The 20,693-nt window shown below is 72.9% G+C and carries 21 protein-coding genes; 9 read left to right on the top strand and 12 right to left on the bottom strand.

Annotated features, from left to right (window positions below; all coding sequences use genetic code 11):
• Positions 1-55 precede the first annotated feature (55 nt).
• The 3 genes from ACZ7N4_RS12225 (at position 56) to ACZ7N4_RS12215 (ending at position 3,643) form a co-directional block, all read left to right on the top strand.
• Entirely contained in the window at positions 56-1,213 is a 1,158-nt protein-coding gene (locus ACZ7N4_RS12225) for an acyl-CoA dehydrogenase family protein (RefSeq protein WP_471356913.1), read from the top strand.
• On the top strand, positions 1,213-2,268 hold the full coding sequence (locus ACZ7N4_RS12220; RefSeq protein WP_471356910.1) for an alcohol dehydrogenase catalytic domain-containing protein: 1,056 nt from the start codon (positions 1,213-1,215) through the stop codon (positions 2,266-2,268). The genes ACZ7N4_RS12225 and ACZ7N4_RS12220 overlap by 1 nt, the downstream gene beginning before the upstream one ends.
• A gap of 100 nt (positions 2,269-2,368) precedes the next feature.
• A complete protein-coding gene (locus ACZ7N4_RS12215) occupies positions 2,369-3,643 on the top strand; it encodes an MFS transporter (RefSeq protein WP_471356907.1) in 1,275 nt (424 codons plus the stop codon).
• Here the strand turns inward: ACZ7N4_RS12215 and ACZ7N4_RS12210 are convergent.
• Complete coding sequence (locus tag ACZ7N4_RS12210) at positions 3,545-4,570, bottom strand: GlxA family transcriptional regulator (RefSeq protein WP_471356904.1); 1,026 nt, start codon at positions 4,568-4,570, stop codon at positions 3,545-3,547. The two genes, ACZ7N4_RS12215 and ACZ7N4_RS12210, sit on opposite strands and share 99 nt — an antisense overlap.
• Before the next feature lie 71 nt (positions 4,571-4,641).
• On the opposite strand from ACZ7N4_RS12210, the gene ACZ7N4_RS12205 reads away from it, so the two are divergent.
• Positions 4,642-5,952, top strand: coding sequence for an MFS transporter (locus tag ACZ7N4_RS12205; RefSeq protein ID WP_471356901.1), 1,311 nt, complete (start codon positions 4,642-4,644; stop codon positions 5,950-5,952).
• A gap of 21 nt (positions 5,953-5,973) precedes the next feature.
• Here the strand turns inward: ACZ7N4_RS12205 and ACZ7N4_RS12200 are convergent, their stop codons facing one another.
• The 7 genes from ACZ7N4_RS12200 to ACZ7N4_RS12170 all read right to left on the bottom strand — a co-directional run bounded on the left by ACZ7N4_RS12200 (position 5,974) and on the right by ACZ7N4_RS12170 (position 13,843).
• Positions 5,974-6,573, bottom strand: coding sequence for a flavin reductase family protein (locus ACZ7N4_RS12200; protein ID WP_471356899.1), 600 nt, complete (start codon positions 6,571-6,573; stop codon positions 5,974-5,976).
• Between the two features lie 38 nt (positions 6,574-6,611).
• Complete coding sequence (locus tag ACZ7N4_RS12195) at positions 6,612-7,205, bottom strand: hypothetical protein (protein ID WP_471356896.1); 594 nt, start codon at positions 7,203-7,205, stop codon at positions 6,612-6,614.
• A complete protein-coding gene (locus tag ACZ7N4_RS12190; protein WP_471356893.1) occupies positions 7,202-8,992 on the bottom strand; it encodes an alpha/beta hydrolase in 1,791 nt (596 codons plus the stop codon). The genes ACZ7N4_RS12195 and ACZ7N4_RS12190 overlap by 4 nt, the downstream gene beginning before the upstream one ends.
• Positions 8,993-8,994: 2 nt before the next feature.
• A complete protein-coding gene (locus ACZ7N4_RS12185) occupies positions 8,995-9,471 on the bottom strand; it encodes an amino acid ABC transporter permease (protein WP_471356891.1) in 477 nt (158 codons plus the stop codon).
• A gap of 84 nt (positions 9,472-9,555) precedes the next feature.
• Positions 9,556-10,347 (bottom strand): enoyl-CoA hydratase/isomerase family protein, encoded by a 792-nt coding sequence (locus tag ACZ7N4_RS12180; RefSeq protein ID WP_471356888.1) that lies wholly within the window; start codon positions 10,345-10,347, stop codon positions 9,556-9,558.
• The gene (locus ACZ7N4_RS12175; protein ID WP_471356885.1) at positions 10,338-12,557 is read right to left on the bottom strand and encodes an acetate--CoA ligase family protein; all 2,220 of its coding nucleotides are present in this window, start codon (positions 12,555-12,557) and stop codon (positions 10,338-10,340) included. Before ACZ7N4_RS12175 ends, ACZ7N4_RS12180 begins: the two co-directional genes overlap by 10 nt.
• A 107-nt stretch (positions 12,558-12,664) precedes the next feature.
• Positions 12,665-13,843: a flavin-containing monooxygenase gene (locus ACZ7N4_RS12170; RefSeq protein WP_471356882.1), complete on the bottom strand. Its 1,179-nt coding sequence runs from the start codon at positions 13,841-13,843 to the stop codon at positions 12,665-12,667.
• A gap of 212 nt (positions 13,844-14,055) precedes the next feature.
• Here ACZ7N4_RS12170 and ACZ7N4_RS12165 point away from each other — a divergent pair, with 212 nt between their 5' ends.
• Together ACZ7N4_RS12165 and ACZ7N4_RS12160 are read left to right on the top strand one after the other, a co-directional pair.
• Positions 14,056-14,505, top strand: a complete 450-nt coding sequence (locus tag ACZ7N4_RS12165) for a DoxX family membrane protein (RefSeq protein WP_471356879.1) — start codon at positions 14,056-14,058, stop codon at positions 14,503-14,505.
• On the top strand, positions 14,505-15,047 hold the full coding sequence (locus ACZ7N4_RS12160; RefSeq protein WP_471356875.1) for a Zn-ribbon domain-containing OB-fold protein: 543 nt from the start codon (positions 14,505-14,507) through the stop codon (positions 15,045-15,047). The genes ACZ7N4_RS12165 and ACZ7N4_RS12160 overlap by 1 nt, the downstream gene beginning before the upstream one ends.
• Here the strand turns inward: ACZ7N4_RS12160 and ACZ7N4_RS12155 are convergent.
• From ACZ7N4_RS12155 to ACZ7N4_RS12145, 3 genes are all read right to left on the bottom strand, one after another.
• Positions 15,028-15,534 carry a carboxymuconolactone decarboxylase family protein gene (locus ACZ7N4_RS12155; RefSeq protein ID WP_471356873.1) on the bottom strand — a complete coding sequence of 169 codons (507 nt, stop codon included), beginning with the start codon at positions 15,532-15,534 and terminating at the stop codon, positions 15,028-15,030. The two genes, ACZ7N4_RS12160 and ACZ7N4_RS12155, sit on opposite strands and share 20 nt — an antisense overlap.
• Before the next feature lie 169 nt (positions 15,535-15,703).
• Complete coding sequence (locus tag ACZ7N4_RS12150; protein ID WP_471356870.1) at positions 15,704-16,372, bottom strand: pyridoxine/pyridoxamine 5'-phosphate oxidase; 669 nt, start codon at positions 16,370-16,372, stop codon at positions 15,704-15,706.
• 78 nt (positions 16,373-16,450) lie between these two features.
• Complete coding sequence (locus ACZ7N4_RS12145) at positions 16,451-17,623, bottom strand: thiolase C-terminal domain-containing protein (protein WP_471356867.1); 1,173 nt, start codon at positions 17,621-17,623, stop codon at positions 16,451-16,453.
• A 75-nt stretch (positions 17,624-17,698) separates the two neighbouring features.
• Here ACZ7N4_RS12145 and ACZ7N4_RS12140 point away from each other — a divergent pair, with 75 nt between their 5' ends.
• Both ACZ7N4_RS12140 and ACZ7N4_RS12135 read left to right on the top strand, forming a co-directional pair.
• Positions 17,699-18,883 (top strand): acyl-CoA dehydrogenase family protein, encoded by a 1,185-nt coding sequence (locus tag ACZ7N4_RS12140; protein WP_471356864.1) that lies wholly within the window; start codon positions 17,699-17,701, stop codon positions 18,881-18,883.
• Positions 18,883-19,362 (top strand): nitroreductase family deazaflavin-dependent oxidoreductase, encoded by a 480-nt coding sequence (locus ACZ7N4_RS12135; protein ID WP_471356860.1) that lies wholly within the window; start codon positions 18,883-18,885, stop codon positions 19,360-19,362. The genes ACZ7N4_RS12140 and ACZ7N4_RS12135 overlap by 1 nt, the downstream gene beginning before the upstream one ends.
• A 145-nt stretch (positions 19,363-19,507) precedes the next feature.
• On the opposite strand, the gene ACZ7N4_RS12130 is transcribed toward ACZ7N4_RS12135, so the two are convergent.
• Entirely contained in the window at positions 19,508-20,125 is a 618-nt protein-coding gene (locus ACZ7N4_RS12130; RefSeq protein WP_471356858.1) for a LysE family translocator, read from the bottom strand.
• 82 nt (positions 20,126-20,207) lie between these two features.
• Here ACZ7N4_RS12130 and ACZ7N4_RS12125 point away from each other — a divergent pair, with 82 nt between their 5' ends.
• The gene (locus tag ACZ7N4_RS12125; protein ID WP_189294896.1) at positions 20,208-20,660 is read left to right on the top strand and encodes an Lrp/AsnC family transcriptional regulator; all 453 of its coding nucleotides are present in this window, start codon (positions 20,208-20,210) and stop codon (positions 20,658-20,660) included.
• Positions 20,661-20,693 lie beyond the last annotated feature (33 nt).

Here is a 20,693-nt window from a genome sequence, read left to right as displayed (position 1 = left end):
GCACCCCCTTTCCCGCCCGGCATCGACACGGGCCCCTTCATCCAAGGTGGTTGACATGGAGTTCGGGTTCAGCGAAGAGGACGACGCGTTCCGGGCCGAGGTCCGGCACTGGCTGGGTGAGCACGCCGGCTCCGCCACGGGCCGCCGGACCTGGGAACGCACCCTCGGCGCCGCCGGCTGGATCGGGCTCGGCTGGTCGGAGTCCGGGTACGGGAACCGCACCGTGGGGCTCACCCGGCAGGTCGTCTGGGCCGAGGAGTACGCCCGGTCGGGGGCGCCGCCCCGCTCGGGGCACATCGGGGAGAACCTGTTGGCCCCGACCCTCCTCGCGCACGGCGACGACGTGCAGAAGCGGCGGTTCCTGCCGCCCGTCGCGGCCGGGGAGGAGCTGTGGTGCCAGGGGTACAGCGAACCCGGTGCCGGCTCCGACCTCGCCGGGGTGCGGACCACGGCGGTGCGCGAGGGGGCGTACCACCGGATCACCGGGCAGAAGATCTGGACCTCGCTCGCCCACGAGGCCGACTGGTGCTTCGTCCTGGCCCGGACCGACCCGGACGCGCGCCGGCACCACGGGCTGAGCTTCCTGCTGGTGCCGATGGACCAGCCCGGCCGGATCGAGGTCCGGCCCATCCGGCAGCTGACCGGCACGAGCGACTTCAACGAGGTCTTCTTCGACGGGGCACGCGCGCGCGTCGAACACGTCGTCGGAGGAGAGGGGCAGGGCTGGCGGGTGGCGATGAGCCTGCTCGGGTTCGAGCGGGGGGTCTCCACCCTGGCCCAGCAGATCGGCTTCGCCCGGGAACTGGCGGAGGTCGTCCGGGCCGCCGTGGAGACCGGGGCCGTACACGACCCGGTGCTGCGGGCCCGGCTCGTCAGGCAGTGGGCCGAACTGCGCGTCATGCGCTGGAACGCGCTGCGCACCCTCGGCCGTGCCACCGGCCCCGCCGTCCCGGGCGCGCCCAGCGTGGCCAAGCTGCTGTGGGCGAACTGGCACCAGCGGCTGGGCGAGCTGGCCGTCGAGGTCCGTGGCGCCGCTGCGGCCGCCGGTCCCGAGGACTGGACGCCCGCGTCGCCGTACCCCCTCGACGCCGCTCAGCACCTGTTCCTGTTCTCCCGGGCCGACACCGTCTACGGCGGCTCGGACCAGATCCAGCGCACGATCATCGCCGAGCGCGTGCTCGGTCTGCCGGGCGAGCCGAAGGAGGCCGGGTGATGCGCGGTGTGGTGTTCGACGGCAGGCGGGTCCGGGTCGTGGACGACCTGGCGGTCCGGGAGCCGGGGCCGGGCGAGGTGCTGGTCGCCATCACGGCGGCCGGGCTGTGCCACAGCGATCTGTCGGTGGTGGACGGCACCATCCCGTTCCCGGCACCGGTGGTGCTCGGCCATGAGGGCGCCGGGGTCGTGGAGGCCGTGGGTGTGGGCGTCACCCATGTCGCGCCCGGTGACCACGTGGCCCTGTCGACGCTCGCCCACTGCGGTACCTGCGCGGAGTGCGACCGGGGGCGGCCGACGATGTGCCGGCAGGCGATCGGGCGCCCGGGGAAGCCGTTCACGCGGGGCGCGGACGCGGACCCCGTGTACCAGTTCGCCGCCAGCTCGGCGTTCGCGGAACGTACGGTCGTCAAGGCCGTGCAGGCGGTGCGGATTCCGCGGGACATCCCGCCGACCTCGGCCGCGCTGATCGGGTGCGGGGTCCTCACCGGCGTCGGCGCGGTGCTGAACCGGGCGCGGGTGGACCGCGGGGACAGTGTGGTCGTGATCGGCACGGGCGGGATCGGGCTGAACGTCCTGCAGGGCGCGCGGCTCGCGGGCGCCCTCACCGTCGTGGCCGTGGACGCCAACCCGGCCAAGGAGGCGGTGGCCCGGCGGTTCGGCGCGACCGACTTCCTGACGTCGGCGGAAGGGGTGCGGGAGCTGCTGCCGACGGGCGCGGACCACGTCTTCGAGTGCGTGGGCCGGGTGGAGTTGATCCGCCAGGCCGTCGACCTGCTCGGCCGGCGCGGCCAGGCGGTCCTGCTGGGCGTGCCCCCGGCCACGGCCGAGGCCTCCTTCCTGGTCTCCTCCCTGTACCTGGACAAGTCGATCCTCGGCTGCCGCTACGGCTCCTCGCGCCCCCAGCGGGACATCGCCCTGTACGCCGAGCTGTACCGCCGAGGACGCCTGATGCTGGACGAATTGGTGACCGCGGTGTTCCCGGTGGAGGACTTCGACAAGGCCCGGGCCGAGGCGGAGGCGGGGCGGGTGGCGCGGGCGGTGCTCACCTTCTGAACGTGCGTGAGGAACCGTCAGGCGCGGGCGGACGTGAGGTTGTCCACAGGCTCGGGACACCGGGGAGCCGGTTGTCGGTGCCGGCCCCTACCGTCGAGGCATGAGTTACCGCGATGTCGCTTCCCGGCCGGTCCTGACCTGGGCCCTGGTGGCCGTCGGCGCCCGTATGCCGGTGGCCATGGCCCCGCTGGCCCTCGTCTTCCTGGTCCGCGAGCGCCCCGGCGGCTACTCCCTGGGCGCGGCCCTGGCCGCCGCCTACGTGATCGGCGAGATCCTCGGCGCTCCCGTGCTCGGCATGCGGCTGAACCCGCGCAGAGCCCGGCCGCACCTGGCCGCCGGTCTCGTGGCGGGCGCGGCCGGTTTCGCGGGCCTGGGCGTGTTCCCGGACACGCCCGCCGCGATCCTCGCGGTCTTCGCCTTCCTCGCCGGCGCCGGTCCCGCCGCGGCGCCCGGCGGTCTGCGCGCGCTGCTCACCTCCCTGGTCCCGGGACACGCGGCGGCCCAGGCGCTGTCCGCGGAGTCGATGCTGACCTTCGGTGTCTGGGCCGTCTCCCCGGCCACCGTCACCGGTCTGGCCCTCGGCGCGGGCCCCCGCTTCCCGCTGCTGCTCGAAGCCGCCCTGATGGCGGCGTCCGTCGGGGGCCTGTGGGCCCTGCCGGCCGGCTGGGCCGCGGACGAGCAGGACGAACGCGGCGGGCGGGACGGCAAGGGCGTCTCCCGGCTGCGGGTGCTGGCCCGTGCCTGGCCGGTGTACGTCACGGGCGCGGCGAGCCTGTCCCTGCTGGCCCTCGCCGAACTCGTCCTGCCCGCCCTGCTCGAACAGCGCGGTATCGGCGTGGGCTGGGCGGGCCCGCTGCTCACCGTGATGTCGGTGTCCTCCGCCGCCGGCGCCTTCCTGTACGGCCTGCGGTCCTGGCCGGGGCGGCTCAGGACCCGCAGCGTGGTCCTGATGGCGGGGATGTCGGCCGCGGTGGCCGCGGTCGCCCTGATACCCGGCGCGCCGGGCATCGCGGTGGCGCTGGCCCTCGCGGGGCTGCTCCAGTCCGGCGCGATGCTCACTCGCAACCTGTCCCTGCGCGAGGTGCTCCCGCCGGCCGCGCTGGCCGCCGGCTACTCGGTGATGTACGCCGCGGTCGGCGCCGGTTACGCGGCCACCGGCTCCCTCGCCGGCGCCCTGCTGCCGCTCGCCGCGCCCTCGACGGCGATCCTCGCCGGAGTGGCCCTGACCCTGCTGCTGACGTCGGTCGGCTGGTGGGGGGAGATACGCGCCGGCCGGTCAGCGCAGGCTGCCGACCCCGCCGTTGCGCTCGGCGGCGCCGCCGGTGCGGAAGGTGCGCCGGTAGGCGGTGGGGGTGACGCCGAGCGCCGCCTGTAGGTGCTGGCGCATCGACTGGGCCGTGCCGAAGCCGGACTCCCGGGCCACCTGGTCCATCGACAGGTCGGTGGACTCCAGCAGGTGCCGGGCGCGCTCCACGCGCTGCTGGGTGAGCCACTGGCCGGGGCTGACGCCGACCTCCTCACGGAAGCGGCGGGTGAAGGTCCGTACCGACATCGCCTCCTGCTCGGCCAGGTCCCGCAGCTGGATCGGCTCGTGCAGCCGGCCCAGCGCCCAGGCGCGGGCCGCGGTCGTCGTGGCCAGCTGAGGGTCGGGGACCGGCCGGTGGATGTACTGGGCCTGGCCGCCATCGCGGTGGGGCGGTACGACCGTGCGGCGGGCCACGTCGTTGGCGACGGCCGTGCCGAAGTCGCGGCGGACCATGTGCAGGCACAGGTCGATCCCGGCGGCCACCCCGGCCGAGGTCAGCACGTCCCCGTCGTCGATGAACAGCACGTCCGGGTCCACCCTGACGGTCGGGAACAGCCGCTGGAAGTGTTCGGCGTCGGCCCAGTGCGTGGTCGCGGGGCGGCCGTCGAGGTAGCCGGCGGCGGCGAGGACGTAGACGCCGGTGCAGATGGAGGCGAGCCGGGTGCCGGGACGGATCCGGGCCAGGGCGTCGGCCAGCTCGTCGGTGAGCCGTCCCTCGTCGTAGAGCGGGCCGCGCTCGTACGACGCCGGGACGATCACCGTGTCGGCCGTGGCCAGCAGCTCGGGTCCGTGGGGGACGCGCACAACGAAGTCGGCGTCCGTCTCGACCAGCCCGGGCGGCCGAACCGAGCAGGTCAGGACCTCGTAGAGGTGCCGGCCCCGCGCGTCCCGCGGGCGGCCGAAGATCCGGTGCGGTATGCCCAGTTCGAAGGGCAGCAGGCCGTCCAGGGCGAGGACGGCGACCCGGTGCGGCCGGAATTCCCCGGTGGTCGTCATGGCCCGATCGTAGCGAAGGCTGTCCGCCGGGCCACTCGATGCGTGGTCATGCGCACCGGAGGCTGGGTGACGTGACTCAGACAAGCCCAGCAGCCGCCCCCGTCCAGGCCCCGCCCGCCCGGCCCCACCGCGTACACCGCTCCTGGTTCGTCGCCGCCGTCACCTTCGTCACGATCACGGGCGCGGCGGCGTTCCGCTCCCTGCCCGGCCTGCTCATCGACCCGCTGACCCAGGAGTTCGGCTGGTCGCGCGGCACGATCGGCGCGGCCGTCTCCGTCAACCTCGCGCTGTACGGCCTCACCGCGCCGTTCGCCGCCGCGCTGATGGACCGCTTCGGCATCCGCCGTGTGGTCGCCGCCGCCCTCACCGTGATCGCGCTCGGCTCGGGCCTGACCGTGTGGATGACGGCGGCCTGGCAACTGCTGCTGTGCTGGGGCCTGCTGGTGGGACTCGGCACCGGTTCGATGGCGCTGGCCTTCGCCGCGACGGTCACCAACCGCTGGTTCACCGAGCGGCGCGGGCTGGTCAGCGGCATCCTCACCGCGGCCTCCGCCTCCGGCCAGCTGGTCTTCCTGCCGCTGCTGTCGTGGATCGTCGAGCACCACCACTGGCGGCCCGCCGCGGTCACGGTCGCCCTGTCCGCGTTCGCCGTGGTCCCCTTCGTCTGGCTGCTGCTGCGCGACCACCCGGCCGACGCGGGCGTCGCTCCGTACGGGGCGACGGAGTTCGTGCCCAAGCCGCCCCCGCTCACCGGCGCCGCCCGCCGCACGCTCTCCGTGCTGTCCACCTCCGTGCGCACCGGCACCTTCTGGCTGCTCGCCGGCACCTTCGCGATCTGCGGTGCCTCCACCAACGGCCTGGTCCAGACCCACTTCGTGCCGGCCGAGCACGACCACGGCATGCCCGTGACGACGGCGGCCTCGCTGCTCGCGGTGATCGGCGTGTTCGACGTCGTCGGCACGATCGCCTCCGGCTGGTTCACCGACCGCTTCGAACCGCGCCGCCTGCTCGCCGTCTACTACGCCCTGCGCGGCCTGTCCCTGCTCTTCCTGCCGATGCTGCTGGGCCCCGCCGTGCACCCGCCGATGCTCTTCTTCATCGTCTTCTACGGCCTCGACTGGGTGGCCACCGTCCCGCCCACGCTGGCCCTGTGCCGCGAGCAGTTCGGCGAGGACAGCGCCATCGTCTTCGGCTGGGTGCTCGCCTCCCACCAGGTCGGCGCGGCCCTCGTCGCCTACCTCGGCGGAGCCGCCCGGGACGTCTTCGGCTCCTACGACGTCGTCTGGTACGCCGCCGGCACGCTGTGCGCGGCGGCGGCCCTGATGTCCCTGGTCATCCGGCGCACCGGACCGGCCGCCCTCGCGCCCGCCGCAGGCGGCTGACCGCCGCGCCGACCCGCCGGCTCACCCGCCGCCGAGCCGCGCGAACCGCCCCCGGTGGAAGAGCAGCGGCTCGTCCGGGCCGTCCGCACCGAGGGCGTCCACCCGTCCCACGACGATGAGGTGGTCACCCCCGGTGTGCACGGCGTGGACGGTGCAGTCGATCCAGGCGGCGGCACCGGCGAGCCGCGGCGCCCCGGACACGGGCGCGGGGTCGTACGCCACCCCCGCGAACTTGTCCCCGCCGCTCACCGCGAAGCCCCGGCACAACTCCTCCTGGCCGGCACCGAGCACGTTGACGCAGAAGACACCGGCCCGGGCGATACGCGGCCACGTCGTGGACGTACGGCCCACCATGAAGCACACCAGCGGCGGTTCGAGGGAGAGCGAGGAGAACGACTGACAGGCGAACCCGGCGGGCCCGGGCTCCCCCGCGGCGGCCGGCGCGGTGATCACCGTGACACCACTCGCGAAACTCCCGAGCACCCGCCGGAACTCCCCCACCCCGACCGGCGCCCGCTCCCCCTCCCGCACACACCGCAACTCCGCCCGGGGCAACGGCCCCACGGCCCCGGGGCCGAGATACCGCACAGCGACGGCGGCCGCTCCTGCGTGTCCCATCATGTTTCCATTAAAACTGACAGGCCGTCAGGTAACAAGGTTCAGCGGCTGACCGGTTCGGGGGAAGACCAGAAGGGGTCGTTCACGCGGGGGCGCGGAACTTCCTTCCCGTAGTAGCTGGGTCCGCGTCCGCGTGTCGTTGGCCCGCTCACGTCGGACGTCTTGACGCATGCGGTCTGGACATCGAGGAAGAATTGCCCCTCCCCGCCGACGACGAGACTGGTCCGCAGCAGGCCGTCGCTGGTTTCGGCGTACATCTCGGGGAACTCCTTGTCGGAGTTGACCTCCGTGATCCTCAGCCCCGCCTTCTTCCAGTACCGCTCGATGACGCCGAGCAGGGCCCCGCGCCTCTCCGCGGACACCCTCGTCATGACGACCGCACGCCGGGTGACATCCCCGAACTCGTCCGATCCCTCGCAACTGCCGTGGTCCGAGGTGTCGTGCGTCCAGTCCACCGGGGGCCTGACCGCGGAGAAGGTCCCGTGAATCAGAGCGTCGGCCTTCTCCGCCGCCTCCTGCATATCCACTTTCGAGTTCCCCTTCACACTCGCGCCGCCTCCACCCGTCGCACCGCAACCGGCCACGACCAGGACGCTCAGGGCAATGCCGGTCATCCGAATGGTGAGTCTGTTCATCGGGGATCTTCCGTCGTGACTATGTCCGACCGGCCGGCGACGATCTTGGCAATGTTGTTCGCCGCGGAGGGGTTCCTCTCGGGGTCAAAGTAGCCGGAGTGGGCCGGCGTCGGTCCGTCGCCTGAAAGGTAGAGCGGCAGTGGACCGTCCCCAGATTCTATACGGACCGCGCCGAACTCCTCACTGACCGGATCCCTGCCGAACCAGCGTTGGTCGTCCATGTAACTGTCCACCGCCTGGACCGGGCCCAGAAGGCCTCGCTTACCGGGAAGCCAGGAAACAGGGTCGTTTCCAGCAGAAGCGGCAAAAACATGGCCTTTGTTGACATTCAATTCTTCGGCCCTCTGCGCTCCAGTGCCCGGGCTGCCCAACAGGACGATGTCGTCGGCCCCTGGTATGCCGCCGCTTTCTCGCGCTGCCGTACCGACCAGCAGGGAGCCGTAAGAGTGTCCAATTGCAGTGATGTGGGGGTTCTTGTGTGAATTGGTCGCTTGTATCCCGTCCATGAAGCTCCGGTACTCTGGCGCGCCTTTCACTGCATTTTCGGTCGAGGCTACCTCGGTGAGCCCGGGTGCGTCGTAACCCAGCCACACGATGGAGGCCGTCGAATGGTCATACTTGCGTGCTCCCTTTGCCGTTTGGAACGCCCTGCGGACCGTGTCGTCCGCGAAATCACCGTCAAGCGCCGTGCCGAGGCCCGGAACGTATGCGGCGACGTTCTTCGCAGTATCTGGGTTCCCGTAGCTCACGATCGCACGTCCGTTTCCCTCGTCCCCGATGCCGAGAAGGAACATGGGCGGATTGCTGCCTGCGTCGAGCTTGGCCTGGATTCCCTTCATGCCTTCTAGCTGGTCCTTGGACAGGTCGTCGTCGTGTTCTTCGAGCTTCGCTATGAGGAACGTGAGGTTCTCTCGGTTGGCGTCGTCGCGGACCGTCGCCGGGATGCCGTCCAGACTTCCGATGAGCCCGGGGAACGCCGTGAGGTACTCGTCGCGCTCGTCCGCCGACAGGTGGTCCCACCACTCCTTCCGCTCGGAAGGAGACTTTTCCAGCGGAATCTTGCCCCGAAGGTAGGAGAACGCGGATGCGCCGACCGCGTCAACGTCGGACGCGACATCCGCCCATGTACTGGTATCCACGGTCAGACCTGGAGCAGCTTTCAGCTTTTCCAGTGCCCCGCAGTACGTAACGTCGGTGCCCTGAGCCCGAAGCACGGCGAACGAGATACGGTTGGCTATCTCCTGGGCTTTCGCGTAATTTGGGTTGGGAACCTTGACTTTGCCGTCGATGTCACCGAGGCCGGGCCGGTACAGCCGGTGCTTCCCGGACGACGGAACCGCGTTGCCTGGAGTGAAGCGGCCGTCCTCACCGTAGACGGTGCCACCCGGGAACTTTTCACCCGTCTCCTCGTTCGCACCGTCGGCCGGGTAGGTGACACCACCCTTGTCGTCGACCGTGTAACCGAGCGCTGCGGCGTCGTCGAGAGCTTCGACAAGAGCCTTGCGTTGCGTGGTCAACTCTGCCGCCAGACCGTCGAGGACTCCTCTGATGAGTCCGCACTCGGCATGCACGTAGTGGTAGTTGTCAGCCAATCGTTTCAGGCGTTTGACAGCAGCCTGCGCGGATTCACTCTCCTGAGTCTTGCTCAGAGGACCGCTCATGCGGCCGTCGATCTGCTCGCGTGCGGAGTCCGCATGCCGGGATGCCGTACCCCATCCGTCGGCTGCGTGGGTGAGCTTTTCCAGCTTCAGGTCTCGCAGTTGCTGCCAGGTCAGCGCGGAGTCCACGGTCAGACGTCCTTTCCTGCACCGGGCACCTTCACGGCATCGGTCTTGGAGCGCACCGCCTCGTCTGTCTCACCCATGTCCTGCGCCACTTCGCGGAGTTTGGGTCCCAGGGTGTTGCACTCGTTCCGTACCGTCCCCAGTCGCTTCTCCCACGAGGCGAGGACGGACTTCAGCGCCGCCAAAGTGGTCAACCCCTCAAGGGCACCTGTCACTTCCTCGTGGGCGATGCTCAGGTCGGCCTTGGACTTGACGGTACTGGTGTGCAGATCGTCGGCTGTGTCGGCGGCTCGCGTCCAGGGACCGTTCGTGTGCCGCAGTCTGCCGGTGCCGCGTCCCCCACACGACGCGCTGGTCGAGTCGCCAGGGTCGGCGGGAACACGGTTGAGCTGCATGCGTGTTCCATGCCGTTCAGCGGCAGCCGTCTTGAGTTGCTCCCACTCATCCCAGGCCACGCGGTCACTCTCCCCGTTGTCGGCCATACGCCCTGGCTGAGGATATGGCTCGCGTCGGGCCCGGCTCATGCGCGGAAGAGCTCACCCGTCTGAGTACCCGTACTCAGAAGTTCACCGGCCCCGGAACCCCGGCTCCCGGTGTTCGGTGAACGCCCGTAGGCCCTCTCGGGCGTCCTCGGTCGTCATGTTGATCTCCTGGGCCCAGGCCTCCGCGGCGAAGGCGGTGGTGCGGTCGGTGTCGAGGGAGGTGTTCAGCAGGTGCTTGGTCAGGGCGAGGGCCCTGGTCGGGGCGGAGGCCAGGCGGAGGGTCCAGGCGCGGGCCGTCCTGTCGAGGTCGGCGTCGGGGACGACCCGGTTGACCAGGCCCAGGCGTTCCGCCTCCGGTGCCGGGAGCGGGTCGCCGAAGAACAGGAGTTCCTTCACGCGCTGGAGGCCGGTCAGGCGGGGGAGGAGGTAGGTGCCGGCGGCGTCCGGGACCAGGCCCCGGCGGACGAACACCTCGATGAAGCGGGCCGATTCGGCGGCCAGGACCAGGTCGCAGGCGAGCGCCAGGTGGGCGCCGAGACCGGCCGCCGTGCCGTTCACGGCGGCCAGGACCGGTTTCTCGCAGTCCAGTACGGCTGCCATCAGGCGTTGTGCGCCCACGCGGAGCAGGCGGGCCACGTCACCCGGGGCGCGGTGGCCGGTGCCGGTCCCGCCCCGCAGGTCCGCTCCCGCGCAGAAGCCCCGGCCGGTGCCCGTGAGGAGCACCGCCCGGACGTCCGGGTCGGCGGAAGCCTGTGCCAGCAGGTCGACGAGGCGGTCGCGCATGGCCGGGGTCAGCGCGTTCAAGGACTCCGGGCGGTTCAGGGTCACGTGGAGGACCCGGTCGCGGATGTCGTGCCGGACCTCCCTCACCGGCACACCACCAACGCGTCCAGCGCCACCGCGCCCTGTCCCCGGGGCAGCACCATCAACGGGTTGACGTCCAGCTCGGCGATCCGGTCCCCCAGTTCCAGGGCCATCCGCTGGACCCGCAGGACGACCTCCACCAGCGCGTCCACGTCGGCCGGCGGGCGGCCCCGGACGCCGGACAGCAGGGCCCGGCCGCGGAGTTCGCCGAGCATGGCGCGTGCCTGCTCCTCCCCGAAGGGCGGGACGCGGACCGCCGCGTCGTGCAGCACCTCCACCAGGATCCCGCCGAGCCCGACCGTCACCGTCGGACCGAACAGCTCGTCGTGGGTGACGCCGACCATCATCTCCACGCCCTGCTCCACCATCTGGCACACCAGGACGCCGTCCAGCCCGACCCCCTCGTAGCGGGCGATGTCGTTCAGCTCCCGGTAGGCGTCGCGGACCTGGCTCGCCGAGGTCAGACCGATCTTCACCAGCCCCAGTTCCGTCTTGTGGGCGATCTGCGCGCCGGACGCCTTCATCACCACCGGATAGCCCACCTGCCCGGCCGCCCGTACGGCCGCGGCCGCGCTGGTCACCAGCTGCTCGCGCGGCACCCGGACGCCGTACGCCCGCAGCAGCTGCTTGGCCGCGTACTCGCTGAGCTGCCGGCCCGGCTGCACCAGCGCCTCCGCCTTGCGGAAGGACGGGGAGGGGGTGCGCGGGGCCGCGTCGAAGGGGGAGCGGTAGTCGGCCACGAAGCGGTGGTGGTCCAGCCAGGCGCGGACGGCGCCCAGGCAGTTGCCGACGGTCCGGAAGGTGGCCACCCGTGAGGACCCGAGCAGCACCTCCCGGTACGCCGGCTCGGTGCCGGCCGGCGAGCCCCACACCACGCACACCAGCTTGTCCGTCTCCTCGGCGGCGGCCACCAGATCGCGGACGAGCCTGTCGCTGAGCGGCGGGAAGGGGCCGGTCACCGGGCAGACCAGCACCCCGACCGCGGGGTCGGCGAGCAACGCGTCGATGATCTTCCGGCCGCGTTCGTCGCCGACCGGGTGGCCGCCGTTGTCCACCGGGTTGGCCACGCTCAGGTACCGCGGGATCCACTGGTGCAGCTCGGCCTGCTTCTCCGGCGACAGCCCCGGCAGCCGCAGCCCCGCCCCGGCGGCCAGGTCGGCTACGTGCGCGCCCGTTCCGCCCGAGATGGAGTAGACGACCACCCCCTCGGCCCGCGGCGGCTTCGCGCGCGCCAGCAGCGCCGCCGTGTCCTGGAGCTGGTCCAGGGCGTCGACGCGGATCACGCCGTACTGCCGCATGGCCGCGTCCACCACGTCGTCGGCGCCGGTGAGCTTGCCGGTGTGCGAGGCGGCCGTCCTCGCGCCGGCCTCGGTCCGGCCCACCTTCACGGCGACCACCGGCACCCCGCGGCGGGCGGCGCGGTCGGCGGCCAGCAGGAAGGCACGGCCTTCCTTGAGCCCCTCGACGTAGGCGGCGATCGCGCCGACCTCGGGCTGCTCGGCGAACCAGGACAGGAAGTCGGCGGTCTCCAGGTCGGCCTCGTTGCCGGTGGGCGCCCAGTGCGAGAGCCGGATCCCGAGTTCCTGGAGGGCGAAGACCGGCCGGCCCTGGTGCCCGGACTGGGTGATCAGCGCGATGGCCGGCCCGGTGAGGTCCTCCCGGAACCGCTCGAAGGCGTTGAGGTTGGTGTTCGGGCCGAGCAGCCTGAGCCCGGTGCGCCGTACGGCCTCGGCCAGCCGCTCCTGCGCCCGCGCGCCCGCCGCACCGGTCTCCGCGAACCCGGAGGCGAACGCCACCGCGAACTTGACCTTGGCGTCGGCGAGTTCGGCGATCAGCGGGAGCGGGTCGGCGACCAGCAGAACGGCCAGGTCGACCGGTCCGGGCAGCTCGGCGACGGAGGCCGCGCAGGGCAGGCCGAAGACGGAGGACCGGGACGGGTGCACGGGATGCACCCGGGCGCCCACGCGTCCGGCCCAGTCCAGCAGCTGCCGGGTGATCCCGGTGTTCGGCCGTCCCTCGGTGTCCGAGGCGCCGATCACGGCGACCGACTCCGGCCGGAAGAACCGGGTCAGGTCCGGTACGTCCGCGTACAGCGGGCGCCCGCTGACATCGAGGTCCGCCACCCGGTCGTGGACGGCGGGGCCGGGCCGGTCCTCGCCGCAGGCGATGACCCGGGCCCGGCGGGAGTCGGTGGTGAGGGTGCCGTGGGTCGATCCGAGCATCGTTCCGCCCGCCTCCTGTGAGACAGCCACCAGCAACTGACGCTCCGTCAGGTTACTGAGTTGACGGTCTGTCAGGAATGGGTCGGAACGGCAAAGTTACCGGGCGTCTACGTCAGCCGGCGCGCGACCGCCCTGGCGATCCTGCCCGCGTCGATCGCCAGCTCCCGGAGCATCCCGCTGATCGGGTTGGTGAACCCGGTGAAGTACAGGCCGGACGCCTGGGCGGGGGTACGGCCGCCGTGTGCCACCGGCCGGCCGCGCTCGTCCAGCACCCCGAGGTGCCCGACGAGCCCCTCCAGCGCGCGCTCGTACCCCGTCGCCGCGATCACCGCGTCGGCCGAGATCCGGCTGCCGTCGACGAGGACCACCTTGCCCTCCTCGAACGCCTCCACGGCGGCCACGACCTCCACCGCGCCCCTGCGCACGGCGTCGATCAGCCCGACGTCCTGCACCGGGATCGCGCCCTGCCGCACCCTGCTGTACAGGCCGGTCTCCGGACGCCGCAGCCCGTACGCGGACAGGTCCGGGGTGCTCAGTCGCCCCACCGGCCCGGCGAGCCGGTCCACGAGCCGCACCGGCAGCCGCCGGACCAGCACGCCCGTGTACTGGGCGGCCCAGCCGAGGGTGGAGCGGCGCAGGATGTGCGGCGGTGTGCGCACCGCCAGCCGGACCCGCGCGGCCCCGCCCTCCACCAGGTCCACGGCGATCTCCGCGCCCGTGTTGCCGATCCCGACGACGAGCACGTCCCGGCCCCGGTACGGCTCGGCGTTGCGGTAGTCGCCGGCGTGCAGCAGCTCACCGCCGTACCCCTCCCGGCCCGGCCAGTCGGGCAGCCGGGGGGTGTGGTTGAAACCGGTGGCGACGACGACCGCGCTGCCGGTCAGCTCCCGGCCGCCGGAGGCGTGCAGCAGCCACCCGGTGCCGTCCGCGCTCCGCTCGACGCGGTGCACCTCCACCCCGGTGACGATCTCCAGCTCGTGGTGCTCGGCGTACTTCTCCAGGTAGCGCACCACGTCGTCCCGGGACACCCAGCGGCCGAACCTGCGGGGTATGGCCAGTCCCGGCAGCGCGGACAGCCGCCGTGTGGTGTGCAGGTGCAGCCGGTCGTAGTGCCGCCGCCAGGAGGCGCCGACCCGGTCGGACTTCTCCAGGACCACGGCCCGTACGCCCCGCGCCCGCAGCGCGTACGCGGCGGCGAGACCGCCCGGGCCGCCGCCTATCACGTAGACCGGGCGGTCGGCGGGGGTCGGTGCGGGGCGGGCGGGCGAGGGACGGGAGACGGCCATGAGCGGGAGCGTAATCACACACCCGGTTGATGGGTCTCGGTCAAGACCGGAATTGGTTGCGGATTGATCACGCCTGCCGATTCCTGTACCTGGCGGGGCGCCGGCGGATGTCCGGGGAGGACTCACGGGGTGGGCTTCGGCGGACCCGCGGGGTGGGCTTCGGCGGACCCGCGGGGTGGGCTTCCCGCCGTGTCTGACGTACCGTCAGATCCATGGATGCGATAGGGCTCGACGGCGCGGAATGGCTGGCGGTGCTGCGGATCGGGCTCGGCCTGTGGTGGCTGGAGAGCTGGCGGCACAAGGACAAGAAGGCGTGGTTCGAGCGGGGCAGCGGGATCGCCTGGGCGGCGGACGTCGCGGCGGAACACCGGTGGACCCCGGTCCGGGCGGGCTTCGACACGGTGGTGAAACCCCACCCGAAGCTGATGGCGTACGTGGTCGCCTACGCCGAACTCTCCCTGGGCCTCGGCCTGATCGCCGGCTTCCTGACCCCGGTCGCCCTGATCGGCGGGCTGCTCCTCAACGCGCTCTACTTCGTCCTCGTGATCCACGACTGGGCGGAACAGGGCCAGAACTCGATGATGGCCCTGATCTCCCTCGTCGGGTTCTTCGGGATGTCCTGGCAGACCTGGTCGCTGGACGCGGCGCTGGGATGGTTCTGATGGGCGGTCACGACACGACGGGCGGCCCGCGCCACGACCTCCCGGAGACCGACGCCCTCACCCGCCCCTACTGGGAGGCGGCCGCCGGGGGCCGCCTGCTGATCCGCCGCTGCGGGGCCTGCGGCCGGGCCCACCACTACCCCCGCGAGTTCTGCCCGCACTGCTGGAGCGAGCGGGTCGGCTGGGAGGAGGCGAGCGGCCGGGCGACGCTGTACACGTGGTCCACGGTCCACCGCAACGACCTGCGCCCGTTCGACGCCCGCGTCCCCTACCTGGCCGCGGTGGTCGACCTGGCCGAAGGCCCCCGGATGATGACGGAACTGGTGGACTGCCCGGAGGACGCCGTGCGGGCCGGAATGCCGCTGGAGGTCACGTTCCGGGACGGCATCCCGGTGTTCCGCGGCGCACCGGGCGGCGACGGACCCGGGCCGTGCGGAGACGGAGCCGTTCCGTGCGGAGACGGAGCCGGCCCGCGCGGAGACGGAGCCGGCCCGCGCGGAGACTGGCCCGCCCCGGCCCGGCTCAGTTCCACGGATCGGTGAAGGACCTGCCCGGCACCGGCTTGGCGATGAGCGCGACCGGCGCGAAGAAGTTCACCTGGCCGATCGCGAACATCAGCGTGGCCAGCGCCTTGCCCTCGTAGTGCTCGGCCGCCCGCGCGTACAGCTCGTCGGAGACCCGCTCGCCGGACGCGGACGGCTGGAGCACGGCCTCCACCAGGGCCAGCGCGGCCCGCTCGGCGGCGGTGAAGTACGGCGAGTCCTGCCAGGACGCCACCGAGGTGATCCGCTCCTCCGACTGCCCGGCCTTGCGCAGGAAGCCCGTGTGCAGCACGGTCAGGTAGGTGCTGCCGACGATCTGGCCGGCCCGCAGCTGGACGAGGCCGATCGTGGAGCGCGGCACCGAACCGTTGCCGGTCGCCCGGAACAGTGCCGCCGACACCTCCGCCAGCTCGGGCACCAGCTGCGCCGGGTCCTCGGGCATACGGGGGGCCATCGGGACCTCGGCCGTGATCGAACGCTTCTCCATCGCCGTCTCCTCGTGCTCGTGAACCGCTGTCACCGCCCTGACGGACGACGGCGCGGAAGTGTGACCGGCGGGAAAGGAGATTCCTCAGGACCGCGGGGCGGGATCCACAGGGTCCTCAGGAGCGCGGCGAGGGATCCACAGGGTCCTCAGGAGCGCGGCGAGTAATTCCTCAGGGCCACAGCAGCGCCCGGCTCCAGCCGAACTCCGTGCTGCGGTACTCCAGGCGCACGTGCCGCCGGTCCGGGTCCCCCTGGAAGAACTCCACGGTCTCCGGGCGGAGCCGGTACAGGGTCCAGGTCGGCGACGGCTCCCCGGGGTTCGCCCGGGCCCGCTCCCAGGCCGCCTCCGACGCCTGCCGCAGCTCCGCCGCCGAGGCCAGCTCCTCGCTCTGCCGGCCGGTCAGCGCGGCGGCCAGCGCGCCCGTGGACCGCGCGTGCAGGTCGGCCTGGCTCTCCTCGGACGGCGCGGAGACGACCGGCCCCCGCACCCGCACCTGGCGGCCCAGCACCGGCCAGTAGAAGGCGAGGGCGGCGTACGGCCGGGCGGTCAGCGCACGGCCCTTGCGGCTGGTGGAGTGCGTGGCGAAGGACCAGCCGTCCGGGTCGGCGCCGTGCAGCATCACGATCCGCACGTCCGGCCTGCCCTCCTCGTCCACGGTCGCCAGCGACATGGTGTGCGGCTCCTGCTGCCCCGCCGCCACCGCCTCCGCGAACCAGGTCGTGAACAGGGCCAGCGGGGCGGGCGGTGCCGTGTCCGGGTCGAAGGGGTCCAGCCGGGTCGCCTCCGGGTCCCAGACCCGCTGCGAGCGGAGCAGTTCGTGAAGATCGTGCTGTGCCATGGGGCGAGTATCACCGCTCATCGCGTGCTCAGTCCTGCGCCACCGCCCGCCCTCCCGCCCGGTCCCGCCCCGCCCCGCTCAGTCCCGCGCCAGCACCACCGTTCCGGAGGAGCAGAACCAGCCGCCGGTCCCCGAGGCCACGCCCAGCCGGGGCAGCCCGCCGTCCCGTGTCCGCACCTGCCGTTCCCCGGCCTCTCCGCGCAGCTGCCGTACCGCCTCCACCAGCAGGAACAGGCCCCGCATCCCCGGATGCTGGGCCGACAGCCCGCCCCCGTCCGTGTTCACCGGCAGCTCCCCGCCCCGCACCAGCAGCCGGCCCTTCCCCACGAACGCCCCGCCCTCGCCCTTCGCGCAGAAACCCAAATCCTCCAGGGTCACCAGGGTCATGTAGGTGAAGGCGTCGTAGATCTCCGCGAAGTCGACGTCCGCCGGGGTCACCCCCGCCCGCCCGAAGGCCAGCCGGCCGCTCACCGCCGCAGGGGAGACCGTGAAGTCCGGCCACTCCGACATGGCGGCGTGGGAGACGTGCTCGCCGGTGCCGAGGATCCGGACGGGGGCCGTACGGCAGTCCCGTGCGTACTCCTCGGCGGCCAGCAGGACCGCCGCGCCGCCGTCCGAGCGCAGACAGCAGTGCAGCCTGGTGAAGGGGTCCGCGACCATCGGGCCGGACAGGACGTCGTCGACGGTGACCGGATCGCGGAACATCGCCTCCGGGTTCAGCGCGGCGTTCGCCCGCGCCTGGACCGCCACCTCGGCCAGCTGCTCGACCGTGGTGCCGTACTCGATCATGTGCCGGCGGGCCGCCATCGCGTACTTCGCGATCAGCGTGTGGCCGTACGGCGCCTCGAACTGGAGGGGGCCGCGCGCGCCGAAGGACAGGGTGCCCGTGCGGCGGCCCGCCCTGATGTCCGCGCGGGCCGTGGAGCCGTAGACCAGCAGGACGGCGTTCGCGTGGCCGGCCGCGATCGCGTCCGCGGCGTGCGCCGCCATCACCTCCCAGGTCGCGCCGCCGACCGAGGTGGAGTCCACCCAGGTGGGGCGCAGGCCCAGGTACTCGGCGACCTCCACCGGCGCGAGCGTGCCGAGTCCGGCGGAGGCGAACCCGTCGACCACCGCCCGGTCCAGGCCCGCGTCGGCGAGGGCCCGGCGGGCCGCCTGGGCGTGCAGCGCGTACGGCGTCGCGTCGTCCACCCGTCCGCAGTCGGAGAGGGCCACGCCGGCCACGGCGGCCTTCCTGCTCCCTCGGCCCATGAGCGGGCTCCTCCCTCTGGGCATCTCGTTCCGGCCCTCCTAATATGACGCCCCGTCAGATAAGGAGGGAAGGCCATGGACACACGCCTCACCGCCGAGCAGGACGAGATCCGCCGAACCCTGCGCGAGCTGCTGCGCACACGCTGCGGCCCGGCCGAGGTGCGCGCCGCCGTCGACACCCCCGCCGGATACGACCCCCTCCTGTGGCCGGCCCTCGCCGGCCGGCTCGGCCTGCCCGGGCTCGCCCTGCCCGAGCGGTACGGCGGTGTCGGCTGCTCGGTCACCGAACTGGCCCTCGCCTGCGAGGAGGTGGGGCGGGCGCTCACCCCCTCGCCGCTGCTCGCCACCTCCGTCCTGACCGCCCCGCTGGTCCTCGCCCTCGGCACCGGGGAGCAGTGCGCCGGCCTGCTGCCCCGCATCGCCGCCGGCACCCTCACCGCCGCCCTCGCCGTCCCCGGGCCCGCTCTCACCGCAGCCCTCGCCCTGACCTGCGGGAACGACAGCTACAGCGCCGGTGGTGGACGGGCCGGCGGGGTGCAGGCGCGACGGGCGGACGGTGGCTGGCGGCTGTACGGGGAGGCCGCGCAGGTGCTGGACGGGCACAGCGCCGGGCTGCTGCTCGTCCCCGCGCACACCGGAGGCTTCGCCCGCTCGCGGACCCTGCTGTTCCTCGTCCCGGCGGACGCGGCCGGCCTGACCCGCACCCGGCAGACCGCGCTGGACGCCACCCGCCCCCAGGGGCGCGTGCAACTGTGGGACGTGAGCGCCGAGGTGCTCGGCTCGGCCGACACCGACGTGCGCCCCGCCCTCGCCGCGCTCGGCGACACCCTCGCCGCCGTCCTCGCCGCCGAGGCCGTCGGGGCGGCCGACCGGATACTGGAGCGGACCGTCGAATACGCCGGACAGCGCGAGCAGTTCGGACGCCCCATCGGCTCCTTCCAGGCCGTCAAGCACCGGTTGGCGGACGTGTACGTCGAGGTCCAGGCGGCCCGGTCCGCCGCGTACTACGCCGCCTGGGCGGCCGGCCAGGGGCAGCGGGCCGGCGGACTCGCCCTCGCGCAGGGACTGGAGGCACTGCGCCGGGCCGCCGCCGACGGCATCCAGCTGCACGGCGGGATCGGGTTCACCTGGGAGCACGACGCCCACCTGTACTTCAAGCGGGCGGCCGGAGACGAGCTGCTGTTCGGCCCGGTGCACCGGCTGCGCGACCGGGCCGCCGAGACGGCCGGGCTGTTCGCGGGCGGGGAGGTGGCCGTCTGATGGCCACGTCGCTCGGCGTCCGGCTCGTCCGGAAGGCCTCCTCCACCCGGCTGTTCGCCAGGGTCGCCCCCCATGTCGTCCCGGCCCTCGACCGGGGCGTGCACCGGCTCACCCGGGGCCGGGTGCTGCTCAGCGCCCGGATGCTGCCCGGCGTGATCCTCACCTCGACGGGAGCGAGGACCGGACGGCCCCGCCGGACCCCGCTGGCCTGCATGCCGGAGGCGGACGGCAACGGCTGGATCCTGGTCGGCTCCAACTTCGGCCGTCCCGGCCACCCCGCCTGGACCCACAACCTCCTCGCCCACCCGGAGGCCTCGGTGAACCGGCAGGGCCGGGACGTCCCGGTCACGGCCCGGCTGCTCACGGGGGAGGAGCGGGCCGCCGCCTGGCAGGCACTGCTGGCGTTCTGGCCGCCGTACGCCGTGTACCAGGCGCGGGTGGAGCGGGAGATCCGACTGTTCCGGCTGACACGCAGGTAGCGCTCCGCAGGGGCGCGGGGACTGTGCGACCGGCCCCTACGGCAGCCGCGGCCGTACGGCAGCCCGGTCGTACGACGGCCGGTCCGGACGGGGGCCGGGGGCCGCACGGCGGCGGGTCCGGCAGCGGCCGCCGCCGCCCGCTGGCCTAGAGCGTCGCCAGCCGCTCCACCAGCAGGAACGCCCCGATCCCCAGCATCGCCGCACCGGACGTCCGCGTCACCGCCCGGGCTGCCACGGGCCGCGCCGCGAGGAGGGCGCGGGCGAGGGCGCCCACCGTGAGGTAGACGGCCGCGCAGCAGGCCATGTGGAGGAGGCCGAGGGCGGCCGTCTGGGCGGGGACGGGCAGGCGGCTGCCCCGGAGGGTGAGGAACTGGGGGAGTACCGAGAGGTAGAGCAGCAGGCCCTTGGGGTTCAGGCCGCTGATCGTGGCGCCGCGCAGGAAGAGCCGGCCCTCGGGGGCCGCCGTGGTGTCCGCGTCCGGGACCGCCGGGCGGCGCAGGACGCCCCAGCCGAGCCAGAGCAGATAGCCCGCGCCCGCGACCGTCAGGACCGTCAGCAGCCGGGGCGAGCCGACCACCAGTACGGCGAGGCCCGCCGTCGCCAGGGCGGTGTGCAGGGCGTAGCCGCAGACCAGGCCCGCCACCGCGCGCAGGACCGAGCCGCCGCGCAGCGCGGTCGTGATGACGTACGCCCAGTCGGCGCCCGGTACGCACACCAGCAGCAGGTCCACGAGGAGGAAGGAGAGGAGCAGTGCCGATTCCATACCGGGGACATTAGGCGTGAATGGCCCGAAAGTGTTCCTGTAGTTTGCTCATGATCGCTATTTCTGAGCAAGTATCTTCTTCATGGACGACGTGGACCGGAAAATCCTTGCGGAGCTGCAGCAGGACGGGCGGCTGACCGTGACCGAGCTGGCCGCCCGGGTGCGGCTCAGCGTCTCGCCCTGCCACCGGCGGCTGCGCGAGCTGGAGCGGTCCGGCGCCATCCAGGGCTACCGCGCGGTGGTGGACCCGGCCTCGCTCGGCCTGAACTTCGAGGCGCTGGTCTTCGTGTCCATGCGCCAGGAGGACCGGGACACGGTGGCGGAATTCGAGCGGGCGGTCGGCGGGCTGGAGCACGTGCTGGACGCCCAGCGGCTGTTCGGCGAGCCGGACTACCTGCTCCGGGTGGCCACCGCCGACCTGGCCGCGTTCCAGCGGCTGTACGACGAGCGGCTGGCGACCCTGCCCGGTGTGCAGCGGCTGACGTCGACGCTCGTGATGAAGCACGTGGTGCGGGACCGGCCGTTGCCGGCGTAGACGGCAGGCGGTGGTTCACCGTGTGAACCACCG

The organism is Streptomyces sp. NPDC107654 (genome assembly GCF_055639035.1).
This window is presented reverse-complemented; position numbering and strand designations above follow the sequence as displayed.

Bases quoted from the DNA above. Each gene is read 5' to 3' on its own strand.
- ACZ7N4_RS12225 (WP_471356913.1), top strand. From the start codon at position 56: ATGGAGTTCGGGTTCAGCGAAGAGGACGACGCGTTCCGGGCCGAGGTC.
- ACZ7N4_RS12220 (WP_471356910.1), top strand. From the start codon at position 1,213: ATGCGCGGTGTGGTGTTCGACGGCAGGCGGGTCCGGGTCGTGGACGAC.
- ACZ7N4_RS12215 (WP_471356907.1), top strand. From the start codon at position 2,369: ATGAGTTACCGCGATGTCGCTTCCCGGCCGGTCCTGACCTGGGCCCTG.
- ACZ7N4_RS12210 (WP_471356904.1), bottom strand. From the start codon at position 4,570: ATGACGACCACCGGGGAATTCCGGCCGCACCGGGTCGCCGTCCTCGCC.
- ACZ7N4_RS12200 (WP_471356899.1), bottom strand. From the start codon at position 6,573: ATGATGGGACACGCAGGAGCGGCCGCCGTCGCTGTGCGGTATCTCGGC.
- ACZ7N4_RS12195 (WP_471356896.1), bottom strand. From the start codon at position 7,205: ATGAACAGACTCACCATTCGGATGACCGGCATTGCCCTGAGCGTCCTG.
- ACZ7N4_RS12185 (WP_471356891.1), bottom strand. From the start codon at position 9,471: ATGGCCGACAACGGGGAGAGTGACCGCGTGGCCTGGGATGAGTGGGAG.
- ACZ7N4_RS12175 (WP_471356885.1), bottom strand. From the start codon at position 12,557: ATGCTCGGATCGACCCACGGCACCCTCACCACCGACTCCCGCCGGGCC.
- ACZ7N4_RS12170 (WP_471356882.1), bottom strand. From the start codon at position 13,843: ATGGCCGTCTCCCGTCCCTCGCCCGCCCGCCCCGCACCGACCCCCGCC.
- ACZ7N4_RS12165 (WP_471356879.1), top strand. From the start codon at position 14,056: ATGGATGCGATAGGGCTCGACGGCGCGGAATGGCTGGCGGTGCTGCGG.
- ACZ7N4_RS12160 (WP_471356875.1), top strand. From the start codon at position 14,505: ATGGGCGGTCACGACACGACGGGCGGCCCGCGCCACGACCTCCCGGAG.
- ACZ7N4_RS12155 (WP_471356873.1), bottom strand. From the start codon at position 15,534: ATGGAGAAGCGTTCGATCACGGCCGAGGTCCCGATGGCCCCCCGTATG.
- ACZ7N4_RS12150 (WP_471356870.1), bottom strand. From the start codon at position 16,372: ATGGCACAGCACGATCTTCACGAACTGCTCCGCTCGCAGCGGGTCTGG.
- ACZ7N4_RS12145 (WP_471356867.1), bottom strand. From the start codon at position 17,623: ATGGGCCGAGGGAGCAGGAAGGCCGCCGTGGCCGGCGTGGCCCTCTCC.
- ACZ7N4_RS12140 (WP_471356864.1), top strand. From the start codon at position 17,699: ATGGACACACGCCTCACCGCCGAGCAGGACGAGATCCGCCGAACCCTG.
- ACZ7N4_RS12135 (WP_471356860.1), top strand. From the start codon at position 18,883: ATGGCCACGTCGCTCGGCGTCCGGCTCGTCCGGAAGGCCTCCTCCACC.
- ACZ7N4_RS12130 (WP_471356858.1), bottom strand. From the start codon at position 20,125: ATGGAATCGGCACTGCTCCTCTCCTTCCTCCTCGTGGACCTGCTGCTG.
- ACZ7N4_RS12125 (WP_189294896.1), top strand. From the start codon at position 20,208: ATGGACGACGTGGACCGGAAAATCCTTGCGGAGCTGCAGCAGGACGGG.